The following is a 21,172-nucleotide window of genomic DNA, read 5'->3' as shown; positions in this document are numbered from 1 at the left end:
ACCTTCCAGACTAGAAGCTGAAAGGTGTATCATCGAATAATATTTGATTCTCGCGCTAAGCCTGTTCATTCAATATGTCTTGTAGCCATTTCTTTTCTTTCTTATTTAACTCCACATGCTCTAGCAGATCAGGCCGCCGTTCTAACGTCCGGCGCAACGATTGCTGCTTACGCCACGCTTCCACATTCGCATGATGACCGGATAACAAAATATCCGGTACCTTCATACCGCGAAAATCGGCAGGCCGCGTATAATGCGGATATTCCAGAAGCCCTGTGCTGAAGGAATCTGTAACGGCTGACGTCTCATTTCCTAGGACACCTGGGAGCAGCCGCGCCACGCTATCGATAATCGTCATCGCCGGCAGTTCACCGCCGGTTAAAACATAATCTCCGACAGACAGCTCATCAGTCACCAGATATTCACGTATCCGCTCGTCATAGCCTTCGTAATGTCCGCAAATAAAGATGAGATGCTCTTCCTTGGCTAGCTCTTCGGCCTTCGCCTGTGTATAGCGTTCCCCTTGCGGGCACATTAGAATGACACGCGGTTTCGGGGCATCTTCTTCGATCAAGGACTCTACCGCCGAGAAAATCGGCTCAGCCTTGAGAACCATCCCGCCACCGCCCCCGTAAGGGTAGTCATCGACCGTATTATGTTTATTGTTGGCGTGTTCGCGGAAGTTGTGTGCGCGAAGCTGCACGATTCCTTTCTCCTGGGCTTTTCCTAAAATACTGCTATTGAAAACCCCTTCGAACATCTCCGGGAATAAGGTAAGGACATCCATTCGCATACTATATTAACCCTTCCATCACGTGAACCTTAATGATCTTCTCCTGAACATTGATATCCAGAATGACATCGTCAATAACCGGCAGCAGAACATCATCGCCTTTATTCCGTTTCACAACCCACACATCATTCGCACCAGGACTCAGAATTTCATGAATCACGCCAAGTTCTTCACCTTCGTCTGTCACGACCTGACATCCGATGATATCGCTATAATAGTATTCATCTTCATCCAAGGCTCTACGCTCAGAATCTGCAATTTTCAGCAGCCATCCTTTGTACTTCTCGACATCGTTGATATTGCCGTATCCCTCGAATTTCAATACATATACATTCTTCTGCAACCTGGAGCTTTCTACAACGACTGGGATTGCTTGCAGCGTCTCTGGGTGTTGGAAGAACAGCTTGCTTTTCGGTTGAAAACGCTCATCGGGAAAGTCGGTCTGTGGCACGATTTTAAGTTCGCCACGAATCCCATGTGTATTGACAATTTTACCTACAGTATATAATTGTTCCGACATAAGAACCTCCTAGAATATATCTTGATCTATGTAAAAGGCTGCTCTTATCATGTGCAACCTCATCGTTCGATATGAAAAAGAGGCTGGGATATTCATCCCAACCCCTTCTCTGATCACTTAAGATACGATGTCAACGGTTACCCGTTTACTGACTTTCACTGCTGCAGATGTTACAACCGTACGAAGTGCTTTGGCGATCCGTCCTTGTTTACCAATTACCTTCCCAACATCGTCAGGATTAACGGTTAATTCATAGACAATGACATGCTCTTTCTCCACAACTTCAACGTGAACATCCTCCGGATGGTCGACTAAAGCCTTAGCAATAACTTTTACTAAATCTTCCATACGATTCCCTCCGAATCAACAGCTTATTTCGATTGCTTAAGCTCATGGAACTTAGTCATTACGCCCGCCTTGCTAAGCAAGTTGCGAACAGTATCGGAAGCTTGAGCGCCCGTTTGAAGCCATTTTAGTGCTTTTTCTTCATCGATGTTCACAACTGCTGGTTGAGCAACTGGGTTGTAGAAACCGATTTCCTCGATAAAACGACCATCACGAGGAGAACGAGAGTCAGAAACAACAACACGATAAGAAGGAGCTTTATGAGCACCCATGCGTTTTAGACGAATACGAACTGCCACGAAATTCACCTCCCTCAATTAATTAACAAGTCTATATTGAACCATTAACGAAATGGTCTCATACCGCCTTTTCCGGCTTGCTTCTTTAAGTTCTTCATCATTTTGGCGCCTTTACCGCCGCCGCCCATCATATCGGAGAACTGCTTCATCATACGACGCATATCATCGAATTGCTTAATCAATCGGTTGACATCGGTTAATGTCGACCCACTGCCTGCTGCAATCCGCTTACGACGGCTATGATTGATCAAATCTGGCTCATTCCGCTCTCTTGCGGTCATCGAATGCACAATCGCTTCGATACGGCCCATTTGCTTCTCGTCAACTTTGATGTCTTTCATTTGTTTCACTTTGCCCATACCTGGAATCATATCAAGAATCTGATCCAGAGGACCCATCTTCTTCACTTGCTGCATTTGCTCCAAGAAATCATCGAACGTAAAAGATGCATCGCGCATTTTCCGTTCCATTTCTTTCGCTTTCTCTGCATCAATGTTGGATTGAGCTTTCTCGATCAGAGATAACATATCCCCCATGCCGAGAATACGGGAAGCCATACGTTCCGGATGGAATGGCTCGAGTGCATCAATCTTCTCACCCAGTGCCGCAAACTTGATCGGGCAGCCTGTTACAGCCTTAACCGAAATCGCCGCACCACCGCGTGTATCACCATCGAGCTTCGTCAGGACGACACCCGTAAGTTCAAGCTGCTTATTAAAGCTATCTGCGACGTTAACCGCATCTTGACCTGTCATCGCATCGACGACGAGCAAGACTTCGTCCGGCTTCACTGTGGCATGAATCTGCTTCAACTCTTCCATCAGCTGCTCATCGATATGCAAGCGACCCGCCGTATCGATAATCAGATAATCATGTCCATTGTCCTTCGCATGTTGGAGAGCTTGACGCGCAATCTCAACCGGGCTTGTCTGATCTCCAAGCGTGAAGACAGGAACCTTAATCTGTTCGCCGAGCACCTGCAACTGCTTGATCGCTGCGGGACGATAAATATCGCCTGCCACCAATAGCGGCTTGTGGTTCTGCTTCAGGAGCAACTTCGCCAACTTACCGCTGGTCGTCGTCTTACCGGCCCCTTGCAGACCTGCCATCATAATGACGGTCGGCGGTTTGTTCGACTTCGCGAGCTTCGCATTCGTTCCGCCCATAAGATCCGTTAACTCTTTGTTAACGATGTCGATAATGACCATGCCTGGCGTGAAGCTCTTCTCTACTTCTTGACCTAGGGCACGCTCTTTGACTTTCGCGATAAAGTCCTTCACGACCTTAAAGTTCACGTCCGCTTCCAGAAGTGCGAGTCGAACTTCGCGCATCGCTTCGTTCACATCTTCTTCGCTTACTTTCCCTTTGCCGCGCAGCTTACTAAATACGCTGGAAAGCCGATTCGTTAATCCTTCAAATGCCAATCTCCGTCACCTCCGTCCTTGATTTATCATGCGTCCATGTTCTGTAAATTCTCAAGTGTTAGTCTCGCCTGTTCTTGATGTTCCTGAGGTATATATTTAAGTACTTCGCTTAATTGTTCCATATAAGTATGACGCATTTCGTATTTGCGCACAAGTCCAAGCTTCACTTCGTAATTCTCGAGAACTTGTTCCGCCCGTTTGATGTGCTCATATACAGCCTGCCGGCTTATACTAAATTCCGCAGCGATCTCTCCAAGTGAGAAATCATCATGAAAATAACATTTCAGGAATGTCTGCTGTTTCTCCGTTAGCAGCGGCTCATAAAAGGCAAACAGTAGATTCACCCGATTCGTCTTGTCGAGCATATTCTCCTCTTTCACGCCTTCAGCCACTCCCTCCGTCAAGGAAAAGTCCTTTACAGCAATTCAACATGACTTATCTTACCCAAAATAAAAGAAGATGTCAAGGCATAAACCTTAACATCTTCAGAAAATTATCTAATCGGCAAAACATAGAGCAAAATCGCGAAGAAATGCGCCGCAGATCCTGCGAGTACGAATAAATGCCAGATCGCATGGTGATACGGAAAGCCGCGCCATACATAGAAGATCGTTCCTAGTGTATACAAGATCCCACCAACGATCAGAAGGACAATCCCTCCGGTAGGCAGTGTCTCGACCAAAGGATTCCAAGCGAGAACAATCAACCAGCCCATCGCGATATAGAACAACGTAGAAAGGAACAGGAACTTCTTCGTAAAGAAGGCCTTAAATACCACACCTGAAATCGCAATGCCCCATATAATCCCGAACAACGTCCAGCCTAAGCTTCCTCGTACAATGACGAACAAAAACGGTGTATAGGTTCCTGCAATGAACAAGTAAATCGAGGCATGATCGAAAATCTCGAACAGATCCTTGACCTTACCCTCCGGAAAACTATGCACGAGTGTCGACGAAGCATAGAGCAGCATCATCGTGATGCCGTAGATCGTAAAGCTCACGACATGCCACGCGGTACCAAAGAGGCTTGAGAAAGCGATTAATAGCGCTAAAGCCGCAATACTTAGAAATGCACCGATCCCGTGCGTAATGGCATTCGCTACTTCTTCCCGTCTGGAATACGTGTAAGTATCTGCCATACTGCACTTCCTTTCTAAATTTGTTTGATTCAATATACGCCAAATGGGTGAGTAGTGACAGTGAGATACTTAACCCTGCTGCTCTTCTTCCGTACCTTCGGCTGCTTCCGCCTCTTGAATTAGACCAGCGAACAGTGCATGGACGAATTGCTCTGAATCGAATTCTTGCAGATCGTCCATCTTCTCTCCGAGACCAATATATTTCACAGGCAGATTCAGTTCTTGACGGATCGCAATCACGATCCCACCTTTGGCTGTTCCATCGAGCTTCGTCAGAACAAGACCTGTCACGCCGCTCTTCTCACCGAACAGCTTCGCTTGGCTAAGCGCATTCTGACCTGTTGTCGCATCGAGTACCATCAAAACTTCGTGCGGCGCACCAGGAATTTCACGCTGAATAACACGGTAAATTTTATTCAATTCATCCATGAGGTTGGATTTGTTCTGCAGACGACCCGCCGTATCACAGAGCAATACGTCAACATTACGCTGTTTCGCGGCTTGAACCGCATCGAACATGACCGCCGCAGGGTCAGCACCGGATTGCTGCTTGATCACATCCACGCCCACGCGCTCCCCCCATACCTCAAGCTGTTCAATCGCACCGGCACGGAATGTATCGCCTGCTGCGAGAAGCACTTTCTTGCCTTGCTGCTTGAAGCGATGCGCAAGCTTACCGATTGTCGTCGTTTTCCCTACACCATTAACACCCACGAACAAAATAACAGTAATCCCGTCCGGATTCATCTTGATACTAACATTCTCATCGCTGCGTAGAAGCCCAATCAGTTTCTCCGAGAGAACAGGCTGCAATTCCGCAGCATCTTCAATTTTACGTTGACGTACTTCGCGACGCAGGTCATCAATTAATTTCATAACCGTATTCACGCCTACATCCGCACCAATAAGAATTTCTTCTAGCTCTTCATAGAATTCCTCGTCGATTTTCTTGCGCCGTGTAATGAGGTCCTGTACTTTCTCCACAAGCGCTGTACGCGTCTTGCTTAAGCCGTCCTTGAACACGTTGGTAACCGCTTCGGTTTTCTTAGAAATGCTCTCTTTTAACTTTTTAAAAAAGCTCATGGTACCCCTCCATACGAAATTAACAAGTTGCTACTTAGGCGGTTAGATTCAACTAAGCGATGACTGCATCGTCATCTTCCAATTTAACCGATACAAGCTTCGATACGCCGCCTTCTTCCATTGTAACACCATATAACACATCTGCCTCTTCCATCGTTCCTTTTCGATGGGTTACAACAATAAATTGTGTCTGTTCTGAGAACTCACGTAAATATTGTGCAAATCGCGTTACATTCGCTTCGTCGAGTGCCGCTTCAACCTCATCGAGCACGCAGAATGGAACAGGCTTGACCTGCAAGATCGCGAACAATAAGGCCATTGCCGTTAATGCCCGCTCACCACCTGATAGCAGCTGCAAGTTCTGAAGCTTCTTCCCAGGAGGCTGTGCCACGATATCGATCCCTGTGTCCAAGATGCGGTCTGGATCGATCAAGACAAGATCTGCACGACCGCCGCCGAATAACTTCGAGAACACGATAACGAATTCCTTGCGAATCGCATCGAAGGTTGCTCGGAACCGTCTGCCCATTTCATCATCCATCTCACGGATAACCTCGTAGAGTGTTGTCTTCGCTTCGATCAAATCATCCTTCTGCTCATTCAAGAACGTAAACCGCTCATTCACACGCTCGAATTCCTCGATCGCACCGAGATTGACATCTCCCAGCGCCGAAATCTGACGTTTCAGATCGCGAACCTCTTGCTGAGTTCCGAGCACATCCTCAGGTACCGGATACCGATGTTTCGCCAGCTCAAAGCTAAGCTCATATTCCTCACTCAACTTCTTAAGAATATTATCGAGCTCCACATCCAGACGATTCACTTGAATCTCCGTATGACGCAGTTGCTCTTCTACGTTTCGAAGGGCTGTACGCTGCTCCTTGGTTTCACTCTCTTCAAGCTCTAGCTTCCGGACCCATTCCGCGCGATCTGCGCGTTTGAAATCGATCTGCTCAGCAGTCTTTTCCTTCTGGATCTTGTAGTGGTTCAAATCTTCAACTTGCTTCACGCGTTCACGATCATAGACTTCATAATCCTTCTGGATCTGCTCGAGAGATTTCTTCGCCCCTGCCAGATCACGAACATACGTCGCTTTCTCTTCACGAACACGTCTTAACTGCTCTTGCAAGGAAAATTTCTCCTGATCCCACTTCCCGGCTTGAACCTTTAGATCTGTTAGTTGGGATTGCAATTCTTCCTTCGCCGATTCGTTCATCTTCCGCATCGACTCTGCTGCTTGAATCTCCTGTTGGATGCGCGCTTCATCGACTTGATAATCTTCGAGCTTACGAACAGCAACCTCGCGCCCGCTCACGAATTCATTCGATTCCTTCGCATAGCCATCGCCTTCTTGCGTAATCAGCGAAAGCTGCTCATTCACATGACGTGATTCATGCTCAAGCTGCTTCTGCTCGGCCTGAAGACGCTGCTCTTCCATTCTCTTGCTGTCGCGCTGTTCACGCAGTTTCTCCAGTCTCTGCTGCAAAGCATTGCTCTCTTGTTTCATATCCTTGACGCCCGCCTGCAACTTCGTAAGCTGTGCTTCGGTCTGCTTAATATCTGTTTCTAATTGTTCAATCTGACGATTTCGACTCAAGAGGCTTGTGTTCTTCTTGTGCACACTACCCCCGGTCATGGAACCGCCGGCATTCACAACATCCCCTTCTAGGGTAACGACGCGGAATCGATATTGGCATTTCGCCGCAATCTTATTCGCCTGTTCGAGGGTCTCTGAGATCACGACGTTCCCAAGAAGACTCCCGATCATATCGCTATATTTGCGGTCGAACTGTACCAGATCGACCCCGATTCCGACGAAGCCCTCGGCACTACTCAGTAGCTTGCGATCACTGTCCGATAATGTGCGCGGCCGAATGACATTGAGCGGCAAGAACGTAGCCCGTCCCAATTGACGGCGTTTCAAAAAGCTAATTGCTTCCCGAGCCAATGCTTCATTCTCCATGACGATGTGCTGCATCGATGCCCCAAGTGCGGTCTCCATGGCAGTCTCCACCTTCTCAGGGACGGTGATTAGCTCTGCAATAGCGCCATGAACCCCATGCAAAGATCCATTGCGGGAAGCCTTCAGCACTTCTCTTACCCCGATCATGAACCCGTCATAATCGTCCTGAAGCTCCTTCATCGTGTCACGGCGCGATACAAGGGCATCCAGCTTCTGCTCCCATCGGCGAGCCGTCGACTGCGCCTCATCCAATAAATGCTGTACCTCACGCAGACGATCGCTCTCTGACATGAATTGATTACGTAGTGATTCAACGAGCTCAGCCGTCTCCACTAGCTTCTGTTCAATGGCGCGCATAGATTCATCGTACTGTATCTTCTGCTCTTTCAGCTTCGCTTCCTCATCACCCATACGTTCCATACGACGTCCAAGTGTCTCACTCTGCTGATCGATGTAGCGAATTTCGTTCCGAAGCTGGGCCATCTGATTCATCACATCAAGGAGTTGACCTTTTAAGCTCTCCTCGGTATCAATGCTCGCCCCGCCCGTAACGCCAATGAGACGCGATTCTTCCTCCGTGAGTCTTGCTTTAAGATCTGCCTGCTGTGCTTCGATTTCATCGAGCTTCACCTTACAGGTATTCTCCTCAATCTCCTTCTCCTGCATCCGACGCTCATGCATTTCCAGTGACTGGGTCAGCTGCCCTTCATTGTGTTTCAAGTTTTTGTGGCGCTCTTTCAAGACCTCGCCATAGCCTTCGCATTTCTCGAACTCTTCACTATATGAGAGCAGCGCCTGTTGAAGACCTTCAAGTTCTTCCTCTAGCTTGCGCATTTCAACGCGGTGCTTCTCCAGTCCTGCATCATGCTGACTCACGACCGTCGAGAGCTCTAGCTGTTCCTGCTGCAGCTTCGTCATCTTCGCATTCGCTTCCTGCCAAGATTGATGAATCTGTTCAATTTGATAGACATACATCGAAATTTCTTTGGACTTCAATTGACTCCGAAGTTCCTTGTATTGAATCGCCTTCGTCGATTGTTCCCGTAAAGGTTCAATCTGATCCTCAAGCTCGCTCACTAAGTCATGAATACGCAGCAAGTTCTGCTCCGTCTCATCAAGTTTGCGCTGGGCTTCACGTTTGCGCGATTTATACTTTACAATTCCTGACGCTTCCTCAAAAATCCCACGGCGATCCTCTGACCGCGTACTTAATATCTCCTCAATACGTCCTTGTCCAATAATCGAGTATGCTTCCTTCCCGATCCCTGTATCCATGAACAACTCCGTAATATCTTTCAATCTACATGCTTGCTTGTTGATCAAATATTCGCTCTCGCCGCTGCGATGAACGCGACGGGTAACCGTCACCTCATTAAAATCGAGCGGCAGCGCTTGATCTGTATTGTCGAGCGTCAAAGATACTTCCCCGTAGTTCACGGCCTTCCGCGCATCACTGCCTGCGAAAATAATATCTTCCATCTTCCCACCGCGGAGGCTCTTCGCGCTCTGTTCGCCCAGCACCCACCGGATCCCGTCTGAAATGTTACTCTTACCGCTCCCATTAGGCCCGACGACCGCTGTAATCCCTTGGACGAACTCGAGTTCAGTTTTGTCTGCGAAAGATTTAAACCCTTGCAGTTCAATCCGTTTCAAGAACATCGTTCATCATTCACCTCATTTGAAAAGGTTGTACACTTGTTTGTTCACAAAGAAGAGCAAAAGGAGCGAACGTGGACCCGTAAAAGGCTTACGCCTCGCTGCTCTTTTGCTCTTGCTCCTACCTATGACTCCTACGACTTCGGAATAACAATGCGTTCGAGCGCCTGAGCAGCAGCCTGCTGCTCTGCTTCTTTCTTCGAACGCCCTGTTCCGCGGCCCAAACATTCTTCCCCCATATGCACTTCCGAGACAAACTCTCGTTCATGCGCCGGGCCTCGTTCTTCGACGATCCGATACTCGAGCAGCCCCATATTGTGCTGCTGCGTAAACTCTTGAAGACGCGTCTTAAAATCATTAATCTGCATCTTGCCCTCTTGCGACACTTGGGAGAACACATATTTCGTCAGAAAGGATCGTACGACTTCCAGACCTTGATCGAGATATAACGCGCCAATAAATGACTCGAATACATCTGCGAGCAGTGCTGGACGCATCCGTCCACCTGTTAGCTCTTCCCCTTTGCCTAGCAGGACATATTGCCCGAACTGCAAGGCTTCCGCAAATTTCACGAGTGAAGGCTCACATACGATCGCTGCACGCAGCTTCGTAAGCTCCCCTTCGGGTCTGTTCGGATGGGCCTCAAATAAAAACTCCGATACGGTTAATTCCAACACGGCATCCCCGAGAAACTCGAGGCGCTCATTATCCTGATGCTGACCGAAACGATGTTCATTGACATATGATGCATGTGTAAACGCCTGCTTCAGCAGCTGCCGATTTTTGAAATGGATATTTAAACTTTGTTGTAAATGCCTTAAGTCCGCACTCAAAAGGATGGCTCCTTACGCTTCGTATTTCTTCAGCACAATGGTCGCGTTATGACCGCCAAAGCCGAAGGAATTCGACATCACCACATGTAAATCCGCTTTACGCGGTACATTCGGTACATAATCGAGATCACACTCAGGATCTTGATTGTCCAAATTGATGGTTGGTGCAATAACGCCATGTTCTAAAGATAGACCGCAGATTACCGCTTCAACGCCGCCTGCAGCGCCGAGCAAGTGACCTGTCATTGACTTGGTTGAACTTACGGCAACTTTATAAGCATGATCGCCTAGAGCGAGCTTAATTGCTGTCGTCTCTGATTTATCACCGACCGGAGTCGATGTGCCATGCGCATTAATATAATCAACGACTTCTGGCGTAATGCCAGCATCTTGGATCGCTTTGGTCATACATCGAGCAGCACCCGTCGGATCCGGCTCTGTCATATGATGCGCATCACCGCTCATACCATAGCCGATTACCTCTGCATAGATATGTGCTCCGCGCTTCTGTGCGTGCTCGAGAGATTCAAGAACAAGAACACCTGCGCCTTCTCCCATAACGAATCCGTCACGATCTGTATCGAATGGACGGCTTGCTTTCTCTGGCTCTTCATTACGTGTTGACATCGCACGCATTGCGCAGAACCCAGCCATACCTGTTGGACGAATCGTCGCTTCTGCACCACCACAGACCATTACATCAGCGTCACCACGTTGAATGGTACGGAATGAATCACCAATTGAATGTGTCCCTGTCGCACAAGCCGTTACTGTCGTGCTATTCGGACCTTTTGCGCCAAGAATCATGGAGACTTGTCCTGACCCCATATTTGCGATCATCATCGGAATGAAGAAGGGGCTAACCCGTTTCGGACCTTTTTCAAGCAGCTTATTGTGCTCATCTTCCCAAGTTCCTAGGCCACCGATTCCGGAGCCGACCATCACGCCAACACGCTCTGGGTCTGTATCTTCTTGGATATTTAATTTCGCATCGGCAACAGCTTTCAGGCTGGCTGCAACAGCGAATTGTACGAAGCGATCCATACGGCGAGCTTCTTTCTTATCCATGTACTCATCCGGATTGAAGTCTTTAATGGATGCTGCAATTCGTGTCGGGTATTCACTTACATCAAAAGCCTCGATGTTGGATACGCCGGATTTCCCTTCCATCAGGTTATTCCAGAATGTATTCAAATCCGAACCTAAGGATGTAACAACACTCATTCCTGTAATAACAACTCTTTGCTTCAAACACAATCACCTCTATATATAGACTGCAACATTTGCATTTATCATAATGACAATAATTCTGTGGAACCTTTAGTTATGCGTGTAGAATGAATAATGTGGAGAAGTCCCGTTGAACCAACGGGACTCAATCGATTTAGGTATGAGATTGTATGTACTTCACAACTTCACCAACAGTAGTGATTTTCTCTGCATCTTCATCAGAGATTTCCAAATCGAACTCATCTTCCAATTCCATCACTAATTCAACGACATCGAGAGAATCAGCGCCAAGGTCATCTTTAAAAGATGCTTCAAGTGTCACTTCTGCCTCGTCAACGCCTAAACGATCGATAACGATTCGTTTTACGCGATCCAATACTTCGGACATCCGGTTCACCTCCTCATTTGGTATTATACGAGAATCTTAACTAAATTACCATACAATAGACCAGTAAAATTCCCATGTGGTGCAAAATGCCAGCTGTACCATTTAACTACATGTACATGCCGCCGTCAACATGGAGGGTCTGGCCTGTCATATATGCTGCATCATCGGACGCTAAGAAGCGAACCGCCTTCGCGATCTCTTCCGGTTGTCCAAGACGTGTGAGAGGGATCTGCCCCAGCATTTGCGTGCGCAGTTCTTCGGACAGCTTGTCTGTCATATCTGTCTCGATAAATCCTGGCGCAACACAGTTGACTGTAATGCCACGAGACGCGAGTTCGCGTGCAGAAGCTTTAGTAAGCCCAATGACGCCTGCTTTGGCAGCCACATAGTTCGCTTGACCTGGATTACCCAGCACACCAACAACGGAAGAAATGTTAATTATGCGGCCGGAACGCTGCTTCATCATTGGACGTGTCACAGCCTTCACGCAATTGAATACGCCTTTCAAGTTGGTCTCAATGACCGCGTCGAATTCGTCTTCTTTCATCCGCATAATTAAATTGTCTCGCGTAATACCGGCATTATTCACCAATATATCGACATGGCCAAACACCTCAAGCGCTTGTTTCACCAACGCTTCAGCCTCATCGTTCTTCCCGACGTTGGCTTGTACAGCAATCGCTTTGCGGCCAAGCGCCGTGATCGCTTCAACAACCTCTTCAGCAGCGCCCTGGCTCCCGGCATAGTTCACGACGACGTCAGCCCCGGCTTGCGCCAATTCCATCGCAATCGCGCGGCCAATCCCACGGGATGCACCTGTTACTACGGCCACTTTTCCATCTAATGCATTCGTCAACGTACGAACACCTCCTATACATCATTCACAACTCTTGCTTTCCTTAGTCGAATATGCCATCACTTAAGCCAGAAGATCTCCTTCAAGAACCTCTAGATTGTTGACAGACACAATACGAACACTCTTGTCGATCTTCTTGATCAGGCCTGCAAGAACCGAGCCAGAACCAATCTCAATAAATGTGTCCACACCCTGATCGATCAAATAGCGCACGCTATCTTCCCATAGCACAGGAGAATAGACCTGCTCTACAAGCAACTTGCGGATCTCTTCCGCTTGAGTCACAGACTGTGCAGTCACGTTTGCAATAACAGGCACGGTTGCATCCTTCATCACAACGCTTGCGAGAGTATCGCCTAGCTTCGCAGCTGCTGGCTTCATCAGCGAGGAATGGAACGGACCACTTACCTCGAGCGGAAGCACACGCTTCGCTCCAGCTTCTTTGCCGCGAGCAACGATACCATCTACGCCTTCTTTGCTGCCGGATACGACGATCTGCCCTGGGCAGTTCACATTCGCTAGCTCAACAACACCCGTGTCGGCGGACACCGAAACACAAAGTGCGGCAAGCGCATCACGTTCGAGCCCAAGAACAGCAGCCATCGCGCCTTGACCATTCGGCACAGCTTCTTCCATATATTGTCCGCGAGCACGCACAATGGCCACGGCATCATCAAAAGATAATACGCCCGCAACAACAAGCGCACTGTACTCCCCTAAGCTATGCCCAGCTACGAAATCCGGTGTAATGCCCTTCGATTTCAACGCTTCATAATAAGCCACACTCGTTGTGAGCAGTGCCGGCTGTGTATTTACAGTTTTCTTAAGCTCTGCATCGGGTCCTTCAAAAACAAGCTCCGTCAATGGGAAACCCAGGACTTCGTCTGCGCGATCATACACGCTGCGTGCTGCTTCAACGGAATCATATGCGTCTTTTCCCATGCCAACCGCTTGTGCGCCTTGACCTGGAAATACAAATGCAATTTTAGACAAAGTAATGCTCCTTCCATAGATCAATCAAGAAAAAAGTATGAATGATTACCAAACGATAACGGATGCGCCCCAAGTTAACCCGCCACCAAAACCAACAAGAACGATGCAATCGCCCTCTTTAATCCGGCCTTCTTCATCAGCCTCCGCAAGGGCAAGAGGAATCGATGCTGCAGACGTATTTGCATACTTCGGCAGATTGATCATACATTTCTCTTCCGGCAAATTCAGACGGTTCACGGATGCTTGAATAATACGGATATTGGCTTGATGTGGGATCAAGAGATCAATATCTTCTTTGGTAAGCTTCGCTTTCGCGAGCGCTTCTTCCGCTGCATTCCCCATCGTACGAACAGCGAATTTGAACACTTCACTTCCAGCCATGTGGATGTAATGGCTCTTTCCTTCGATCGATTCCATCGATGCTGGCATGCGCGATCCGCCGCCGCTAAGCTTAAGCAGTTCGCCGCCTGAACCGTCCGCACCAAGTTCGAACGATTTGAAGCCACGTCCTTCAGGAACAACACCAAGTACAACTGCACCTGCCCCGTCTCCGAACAGAATGCATGTATTACGGTCTGTATAGTCTGTAATCCGAGATAGACATTCCGCACCGATTACAAGCGCCTTCTTGTACATGCCTGTTGCAATGAAATTGTTCGCTGTCGCTAGACCATAAATAAAACCGGAGCAAGCTGCCGACAAGTCAAAAGCTGCCGCCTTCTTCGCACCGAGCTTATCTTGAAGAATGCAAGCAGTTGACGGGAACATCGTATCCGGCGTAATCGTCGAGACAATAATGAGATCAATTTCGTCTGCTGTTACACCAGCCTTCTCCATCGCTGCGAGCGCCGCGTGGTAAGCAAGATCCGAGGTTGCTTGATCATCCGCCGCAATACGTCGTTCTTTCATTCCTGTGCGCGTAACAATCCATTCGTCATTCGTTTCTACCATTTTCTCTAAATCTGCATTCGTGAGAATACGTTCCGGTACATACTTGCCTGTTCCCAAAATCCCAACTGGATGTAAATTCATTTCTACAACACTCACTTCCTGCTGATTTCCATTGAAATCGTCTGAATTAATTGACTCTGAATCGCGATTCTTGCCTGACGAACGGCATTCTTCACCGCATTCGCATCCGAAGATCCGTGCGCCTTAATCACTAATCCGTTCAGACCGAGCAGCGGCGCTCCGCCGTGTTCTTTGTAATCCATCGTTTTCTTAAGTCCTTTAAGTCCTGGCATCATAATCGCTGCCGCGAGCTTCGTCCATAGATTCTTCGTGAATTCTTTCTTCAGTACAGACATGAGTGTACCTGCCGTACCCTCCATTGTCTTCAGCAAAATATTCCCTACAAATCCATCGCAGACAAGCACATCGCAATTACGCTCCAAAACATCGCGAGACTCGACATTGCCGACAAATTGAATCGGTGCCTCTTCGAGAAGTGGATAAGTCGCCTTGGTAAGCTCATTCCCCTTCATGGCTTCCGTTCCAACGTTCAAGAGACCTACACGCGGCTTCGTCATTCCATGAACCTTCGTCCGATAAATGCTCGCCATCACCGCATATTGTACCAAATGTTCCGGCTTCGCATCCATGTTCGCACCTAAATCCAGCGCTAACACGCCGACTTCATCCATCGTTGGCAGCATCGGCGCAAGTGCTGGACGTTCGATTCCATCCATACGCCCAACAACCAGTAATCCGGTCGTCATGAGCGCGCCCGTGTTCCCTGCGGAAATCATGGCATCGGCCTGTCCTTCTTTCACAAGACGTCCAGCGACAACCATAGATGAGTCCTTCTTGCGGCGAACCGCCTTTACAGGTTCATCCTCAGGTCCAATTATTTCAGTACAATGATGTATATGTAGATTACTCGGTCTTTCCTTAAGGAGCGGTTCAATAATCGCTGCGTCTCCAACGAGTATGACATCGATATCATTCCACGTCTGAGCTGCCGCTACTGCGCCTTCTACATTCGAAGCAGGAGCATGATCCCCACCCATCGCATCAATGGCGATCTTCATTCCTCGTTCCCTCCTTCGATGTTCGACTCATTCTTGGTTCGATATATGATAAAGTTTCCTTGAAACACCATTTCTTCACCTACGTAGGAGAACACTTCAACCTTAGCTTTGCCCTTCTGACCGGAAATCGAGCGAACGTACGCCTTAGCGATACATTTCTCTTCCAGATGCACGGAGCGGATAAATCGGATATCTGCGGATGCAGTCAACGCGATCTCTTCGTTAATGACGGCTACCGCCAGAGAGTTGGCTTGCGCGAATATATGATGTCCACGTGCAATCTTCGTCCGCGAGAAGACATGTTCTGGGCGAATCTCGAAGATCGAGATGCCGCTGCGGTCGAGCTGCAGGTCAACAATATCCCCAATGACTTCATGCAGGGGCAAGGAGCGAACTTGGTCGTAGGAGCGTTCTGCCATCATCTTGAGGCGTTCCCGAAGCTCCGGGATGGCTAGTTCCATCCGATCTAAGCGAATCGTCTGTATGCTAACTTTCAGCTGGCGGGTCAGCTCTTGATCCGTCACGAACGGATTCTCTTCGATGATCTTCACTAGCATCTGCTGCCGCTGTCTTTTCGGTAATCGTTCGATAGGTACCTACCGCCTTTCATACTGATTCCATTCTCATTAGAACCAGGTACTAGGTTATAGTATAGTGAATCGGCGCTGAAAAAGAAAGCTTTTGCGCAAAAAAAATAGCACTTCATCGTGAGATGAAGCACTATTACCTCGAAACTTATGTTATTGCTTGATGATTTCTCTTGCTTTGTAAGTTCCGCAAACTTTGCAAACGTGGTGAGCAAGTTTCAACTCTCCGCATTGTTCACATTTTACCATTCCAGGTACCGCCAATTTAAAGTGAGTACGACGTTTGTCACGACGTGTTTTGGACGTTCTTCTTTGAGGTACTGCCATGTGTTCCCACCTCCTTACCAAAATTACACTGCTGTTTCTTCCGATAGCTGATGTGCGCTCTTAGATTAATCTTTGTTAAAGAAATCTTTGAGCGCAGCGAGCCGCGGATCAATCTTCTCATTCGAACAACCGCAGGGCTTCTCATTACGATTAACCCCGCAAGTTGGACACAAGCCTTGGCAATCTTCATCACATAACGGAGCATACGGAAGATTCATATACATTTCTTCCTCCATATACGGTACGAGATCGACCCTCTCCTCAGAGACGAATTCGAAATTCTCATCCTCTTCGGCTTCCTCAGGAGATTCCGCTAGCTTGAACCGCTCATGAAACGGAATGACGTAGCTCTTCGCGAACGGAGTCAGGCAACGTGAACACTGAAGCTTCAGCTCTGCGTTTAACTCCCCTCGTACATCAATCACGCCGCCCATCTCAGGCCTTACCATAAGTTCAACCTTCACCGGGCTGATATATGTAATATCAGGTCGCCCTTCGATGACACGGTTCATATCGATGGATTGATCAAAGGTTATTGTCGTATCTTTTGACATGAGCTCACGAATATTAAAGTTCATATACATCACTCCAAACAGACAAAAATTATTATATCGATTTTACTAGGGATTTGTCAACATGTTATAGTGAGATAAAAGCTTGTCCAAAAGAATCTATCGCCTGCTAGAAGCGTGAATTTCTGCTATCTCATCAGGTTTCTTCATGAAAATATATCACGGATTCGAAAGGATGAAAACAGGTGAAAACTGTCGGCATCATCGTAGAATATAATCCGATGCATAACGGCCATCTCTATCATTTGGAGCAATCCAAATGGAAAGCTGAGGCTGACGCGGTCATCGCCGTCATGAGCGGACATTATTTGCAGCGAGGCGAACCAGCCATTGTCGACAAATGGGCGCGGGCCGAAATGGCCCTCGCCATGGGCGTCGATGTCGTCATCGAGCTGCCGGCGGCGTATGCGGTGCAGCCCGCCGAGTGGTTTGCCTTCGGCGCGGTCGGCCTGCTGGACGCGACGGGCGTCTGCGACGCCCTATGCTTCGGCAGCGAGCATGGCGAGCTGGCGCTGCTCATGCAGCTCGCGCAGCTGCTGCATCGCGAGCCCGCGGGGCTCGGCGACGCGCTGCGAGCCGAGCTGCGCCAAGGCGCGAGCTACCCGGCCGCGTTCGCGGCAGCGGCCGGGAGAAGCGCCGCAGCTGCGCTCGCGGGCGGTGGCACGGGCGCCCTCGCAGACGACTGCGATGCGGAGGCGCTCGCCGCGATCTTGAAGCAGCCCAACAATTCGTTAGGGCTGCACTATCTCATGGCTCTGCTGCGCCTGCAGAGCCCGATCAAGCCCTTGACGGTAGCACGCCGCGCAGCGGGCTACCACGAACCGCGCATCACAGATGCGCATATCGCGAGCGCGACGGCCCTGCGCCGCCTGCTCGCGGAAGGCGGCGGCGACCTCGCGCCGCTCGCGCCCTACGTGCCGCCAAGTACGCTGTATATTCTGCAGCGTGAGTGGCTTGCCGGGCGCGGCCCGGTCACATGGGAGGCATTCGCCGCTCCCTTGTTCCACACCTTGCTGCAGCAGGACGCTGCAGCACTCGCAGCGCATCATGAGGTGACCGAAGGGCTCGAGCAGCGCATCCTACAAGCGCTGCCCGCCCTGCCATCGCTCACCGTCGAAGCTCTGCTCGATCAGCTCAAGACCAAACGCTATACGCGAGCGAAGCTGCAGCGTACCTTAACGCACTTGCTCTTGAATCATAGCAAGACCCAGCTTGCGCCGGACCAACTGCGTGATGGATTATCCTACATCCGTGTCCTCGGCTTCTCCACGCAAGGACAAGCCTTACTCAAACGAATGAAGAAGAGTGCCAAGCTGCCCATCATTACAAATGTACCGGATACGGAGAAGATGGAGCACCCCTTCTTGGCATTGGATATTCGAGCGACGAGCATTTATGCCACGGCTTTCCGAGACCAAGTGAATGCTGCGCGTATGCTCTTCCGTGATTATTACGAACCACCCATCCGCTATCCCAGATAAGCGTGGGTGGTTCGATTTTTCCTAAACCATTATTTCGTTTTATCAGGCAACGCCTTCAAATAACTCAGCGCATCATCGACCGTATCGACTTTGACGAGCTTCATATTCGTCTTGATCGTATCGTATTTTTTCTTGGCCTCATCATAATTTTTAGCAGGTGCGAAGAAAATATCCGCGTGTTCGCGATCAGCAGCAACAATTTTATGCGGAATCCCGCCAATTGGACCTACAGTACCATCGGGACTCACTGTACCTGTCCCCGCTATCCGGTAACCTTTACTCAAATCACCGGGTGTCAATTGGTTCACAAGCTCCAAGGTGAACATCAGCCCGGCAGATGGACCGCCAATATTCTCAACTTTGAATTGAATCTCCTTGTCGCTGCCCCGCGGCACGACTTTCTGTTCTATTCCGAAATTCACACCCATCCCAGGACGAGAATTTCCCTTCGCGTCCTTCAATTCAATCAATTCAACCGTTACATCCGTTTCTTTGTTGTTCCGAAGGACTTTCCCCTTAAGGACATCGCCAACTTTTTTAGATTGAAGGAGGGTAATGAGCTCATCATACTGCTTGAACTTCTTTCCATCAAGGCTTAATAGCTGGTCTCCTGTCTGGAAGTCATTTTTCGTCTCGAGCTGCGGATTATTATAGATAATAACTAATTTATCCATGATGACATCAAACGGTATTTTGGCATGCAGATAAGCTGCCGCCATGGCATTGGTCTGAGAATTGCTCATATTGAATAATTGTTCTGTTGTATATTCTTGCTGCGTTCTGCCGCCCAGATTTTCCTTGGACAGCTGCTCATTCTTATCGAAGACGCTCGCCAGCATTAACGCGACATTCGCTTTTTTGCGGAGAACGGTCGTGAGCATGAACGTCCCGTTCTCCTCCGGGTCGCCATTCTTCACCGTCACCAGTGGTTTAATCTCATCTGCACTTCCTGGTTCATAAATCACATAAGGTGTCGGCATGAAGACCAGTACATACACCGCTACAATCAGTGCAAAAAAATACGTGACAAACTTTACACTACTGCTTCTCGTTGCTCGTCGATTCGAATCCATTTACTATCTTCCTTTCTATTCCCATCACTCTTCCTAGTCATCTTTTGATCACGAAGTATTTCTTGGAGCGAACTCGACATCGCATCTTGCGTTCAACTTCGAAGTCCGGTACTCATTTAGGTTTTGCCTAAACTCCGTTCCTCCTTCTTCAGTTTCTCGCAACCTACTCGGTGCTGAAAAGCTGATTTTTTGAACGCTTTCTTCTAGTCTAAATGCTCGTCTCTTCGCGTAGACATGTACTATTCTTGTTTATGCGTGGAGAGGTGGAACTTATGTTGTATGGTCAAAATATTCGTACAAGTCCCTGGATGACGCTGCTCTTCAGTTTTGGGGCAATTCTCCTGGTATTCTGCATCGTGCTCTACCCTGATCAAGCTTTCAAAGCATCGCTCCAAGGACTCTCCGTGTGGTGGAAGCTCATCTTTCCTGCACTGCTTCCTTTTCTGGTTATATCCGAAATCATGATGGCCTACGGCTTCGCCCATGGACTTGGAGTTCTGCTTGACCCCGTGATGCGAAGAATTTTCGGGATTCCCGGCGTCGGTGGATGGGCACTAGCGCTTGGTTGGACAGCTGGTTTTCCTGCAGGCGCAGAAGCGACAGCCAAGCTCCGCAAGATGCAAGTTCTACAGAAGCATGAGGCTAATCGGCTCCTAGCCCTATCGCATGTAAGCAATCCAATTCTCATCATCGTCGTCATTGGCGTAGGATTTCTCCAGCAGCCTCATGCGGGTATAGCTCTCGCTATATTTCACTGGGCCTCCGCACTCTTAACCGGATTTATTCTCTATGGCATTTCGCCAAGAAGCATACATCCGGCTGAAAAATCAGGGACTTCTTCAGAGGTATCCGATGTATTTACAGCCCCATTTACGACGCGAGAACATGAGGGTGATTCGAACGCTTCCGACTTAGCATCCCCAAATAGCCAAGCGCCTAAGCGGCGTTGGCAGCAGATTCTCGAAGCCATGGAGCAAGCACATCAGGCCGATGGACGTACTTTCGGAAGACTGCTCGGCGATGCGGTGACTTCTGCGGTACAGACCCTCATGATGGTCGGCGGATACATGATGATTTTCTCCATCATCGCGCAAATCGTACAGCTCCTATTCCCGATGAACATCGCTCCCTATTGGGTCCAAGGGTTTTTGGAGCTGCATCTCGGCGCCTATGGGATAAGTACAGCAGACTTGACCTCCAACTTAATGCAAATGGCCATTCTTAGCGGCATTCTCGCCTGGAGCGGTATCAGCGCACACTTGCAAATCCGCAGTAAGACGCAATCCACGGATATGAGCTACATCTACTTTATCTTATCGCGATTACTACATTGCATCGTAGCTGTACTTATCACTTTGGCATGTTGGAATCCATTGCAGCTGCTCTTAGGACGAATTGCCCCGAGTTTCCTTCCCGTCTGGGGTGCGCAAGACAAGGGTCATCCGCTTGAATGGTTCAAGCTGATGAATGATTTTAACGCATGGTATGTACTTCCTATTCTATTCGTCAGTATTCTCGGTATCATTATGTTGCTCTCAGGATTGATGACATTCATTCGACATCGAACTTCACCCTAAA

General features: G+C 48.7%; 21 protein-coding genes and 1 pseudogene. 2 read left to right on the top strand and 20 right to left on the bottom strand.

What is annotated here, in order from left to right:
• Nucleotides 1-55 precede the first annotated feature (55 nt).
• The 19 genes and pseudogenes from trmD to AC3WU2_RS02920 all read right to left on the bottom strand — a co-directional run bounded on the left by trmD (nucleotide 56) and on the right by AC3WU2_RS02920 (nucleotide 17,046).
• Complete coding sequence (trmD, locus tag AC3WU2_RS03010) at nucleotides 56-793, bottom strand: tRNA (guanosine(37)-N1)-methyltransferase TrmD (protein WP_492451142.1); 738 nt, start codon at nucleotides 791-793, stop codon at nucleotides 56-58.
• Between the two features lies 1 nt (nucleotide 794).
• Nucleotides 795-1,313 carry a ribosome maturation factor RimM gene (gene rimM / locus AC3WU2_RS03005; protein ID WP_492451140.1) on the bottom strand — a complete coding sequence of 173 codons (519 nt, stop codon included), beginning with the start codon at nucleotides 1,311-1,313 and terminating at the stop codon, nucleotides 795-797.
• Between the two features lie 117 nt (nucleotides 1,314-1,430).
• Nucleotides 1,431-1,661: a KH domain-containing protein gene (locus AC3WU2_RS03000; RefSeq protein WP_018757779.1), complete on the bottom strand. Its 231-nt coding sequence runs from the start codon at nucleotides 1,659-1,661 to the stop codon at nucleotides 1,431-1,433.
• 23 nt (nucleotides 1,662-1,684) lie between these two features.
• Entirely contained in the window at nucleotides 1,685-1,957 is a 273-nt protein-coding gene (gene rpsP / locus AC3WU2_RS02995; protein ID WP_018757778.1) for a 30S ribosomal protein S16, read from the bottom strand.
• A gap of 44 nt (nucleotides 1,958-2,001) precedes the next feature.
• A complete protein-coding gene (ffh, locus tag AC3WU2_RS02990) occupies nucleotides 2,002-3,381 on the bottom strand; it encodes a signal recognition particle protein (protein ID WP_018757777.1) in 1,380 nt (459 codons plus the stop codon).
• A 26-nt stretch (nucleotides 3,382-3,407) separates the two neighbouring features.
• Nucleotides 3,408-3,761 carry a YlxM family DNA-binding protein gene (gene ylxM / locus AC3WU2_RS02985; protein ID WP_026263997.1) on the bottom strand — a complete coding sequence of 118 codons (354 nt, stop codon included), beginning with the start codon at nucleotides 3,759-3,761 and terminating at the stop codon, nucleotides 3,408-3,410.
• Nucleotides 3,762-3,874: 113 nt separating this feature from the next.
• Nucleotides 3,875-4,522, bottom strand: coding sequence for a PAQR family membrane homeostasis protein TrhA (gene trhA, locus AC3WU2_RS02980; protein ID WP_018757775.1), 648 nt, complete (start codon nucleotides 4,520-4,522; stop codon nucleotides 3,875-3,877).
• Between the two features lie 69 nt (nucleotides 4,523-4,591).
• Entirely contained in the window at nucleotides 4,592-5,605 is a 1,014-nt protein-coding gene (ftsY, locus tag AC3WU2_RS02975; protein ID WP_492451132.1) for a signal recognition particle-docking protein FtsY, read from the bottom strand.
• A 52-nt stretch (nucleotides 5,606-5,657) separates the two neighbouring features.
• Nucleotides 5,658-9,227, bottom strand: coding sequence for a chromosome segregation protein SMC (smc, locus tag AC3WU2_RS02970; protein WP_492451129.1), 3,570 nt, complete (start codon nucleotides 9,225-9,227; stop codon nucleotides 5,658-5,660).
• A 131-nt stretch (nucleotides 9,228-9,358) separates the two neighbouring features.
• Nucleotides 9,359-10,057 (bottom strand): ribonuclease III, encoded by a 699-nt coding sequence (rnc, locus tag AC3WU2_RS02965; RefSeq protein ID WP_379343129.1) that lies wholly within the window; start codon nucleotides 10,055-10,057, stop codon nucleotides 9,359-9,361.
• A gap of 12 nt (nucleotides 10,058-10,069) precedes the next feature.
• Nucleotides 10,070-11,308 carry a beta-ketoacyl-ACP synthase II gene (gene fabF / locus AC3WU2_RS02960; RefSeq protein WP_492451126.1) on the bottom strand — a complete coding sequence of 413 codons (1,239 nt, stop codon included), beginning with the start codon at nucleotides 11,306-11,308 and terminating at the stop codon, nucleotides 10,070-10,072.
• Between the two features lie 133 nt (nucleotides 11,309-11,441).
• Nucleotides 11,442-11,675: an acyl carrier protein gene (locus AC3WU2_RS02955; protein ID WP_018757770.1), complete on the bottom strand. Its 234-nt coding sequence runs from the start codon at nucleotides 11,673-11,675 to the stop codon at nucleotides 11,442-11,444.
• Between the two features lie 106 nt (nucleotides 11,676-11,781).
• Nucleotides 11,782-12,531: a 3-oxoacyl-[acyl-carrier-protein] reductase gene (fabG, locus tag AC3WU2_RS02950; protein WP_492451123.1), complete on the bottom strand. Its 750-nt coding sequence runs from the start codon at nucleotides 12,529-12,531 to the stop codon at nucleotides 11,782-11,784.
• Nucleotides 12,532-12,594: 63 nt separating this feature from the next.
• Nucleotides 12,595-13,524, bottom strand: a complete 930-nt coding sequence (gene fabD, locus AC3WU2_RS02945; protein WP_492451121.1) for an ACP S-malonyltransferase — start codon at nucleotides 13,522-13,524, stop codon at nucleotides 12,595-12,597.
• A gap of 45 nt (nucleotides 13,525-13,569) precedes the next feature.
• Nucleotides 13,570-14,556 carry a beta-ketoacyl-ACP synthase III gene (locus tag AC3WU2_RS02940; protein ID WP_492451119.1) on the bottom strand — a complete coding sequence of 329 codons (987 nt, stop codon included), beginning with the start codon at nucleotides 14,554-14,556 and terminating at the stop codon, nucleotides 13,570-13,572.
• Between the two features lie 11 nt (nucleotides 14,557-14,567).
• On the bottom strand, nucleotides 14,568-15,554 hold the full coding sequence (gene plsX, locus AC3WU2_RS02935) for a phosphate acyltransferase PlsX (protein ID WP_492451117.1): 987 nt from the start codon (nucleotides 15,552-15,554) through the stop codon (nucleotides 14,568-14,570).
• A pseudogene (fapR, locus tag AC3WU2_RS02930) lies at nucleotides 15,538-16,111 on the bottom strand (transcription factor FapR). Before fapR ends, plsX begins: the two are co-directional and overlap by 17 nt.
• A gap of 183 nt (nucleotides 16,112-16,294) precedes the next feature.
• Entirely contained in the window at nucleotides 16,295-16,468 is a 174-nt protein-coding gene (gene rpmF, locus AC3WU2_RS02925; RefSeq protein WP_026263995.1) for a 50S ribosomal protein L32, read from the bottom strand.
• Nucleotides 16,469-16,533: 65 nt separating this feature from the next.
• Nucleotides 16,534-17,046, bottom strand: a complete 513-nt coding sequence (locus AC3WU2_RS02920; protein ID WP_492451115.1) for a YceD family protein — start codon at nucleotides 17,044-17,046, stop codon at nucleotides 16,534-16,536.
• Between the two features lie 179 nt (nucleotides 17,047-17,225).
• Between AC3WU2_RS02920 and AC3WU2_RS02915 the strand changes: the two genes are divergently transcribed.
• Complete coding sequence (locus AC3WU2_RS02915) at nucleotides 17,226-18,521, top strand: nucleotidyltransferase (protein ID WP_492451113.1); 1,296 nt, start codon at nucleotides 17,226-17,228, stop codon at nucleotides 18,519-18,521.
• 29 nt (nucleotides 18,522-18,550) lie between these two features.
• On the opposite strand, the gene AC3WU2_RS02910 is transcribed toward AC3WU2_RS02915, so the two are convergent.
• A complete protein-coding gene (locus AC3WU2_RS02910) occupies nucleotides 18,551-19,594 on the bottom strand; it encodes a YlbL family protein (protein WP_492451111.1) in 1,044 nt (347 codons plus the stop codon).
• Nucleotides 19,595-19,866: 272 nt separating this feature from the next.
• On the opposite strand from AC3WU2_RS02910, the gene AC3WU2_RS02905 reads away from it, so the two are divergent.
• Nucleotides 19,867-21,171 carry a nucleoside recognition domain-containing protein gene (locus AC3WU2_RS02905; RefSeq protein ID WP_492451109.1) on the top strand — a complete coding sequence of 435 codons (1,305 nt, stop codon included), beginning with the start codon at nucleotides 19,867-19,869 and terminating at the stop codon, nucleotides 21,169-21,171.
• The last annotated feature ends 1 nt before the right edge of the window (nucleotide 21,172 follow it).

This window comes from Paenibacillus sp. EB106-05-06-XG162 (genome assembly GCF_058791655.1).
The sequence above is the reverse complement of the archived record's forward strand: the minus strand, read 5'-3'. Positions and strand labels throughout refer to the sequence as shown.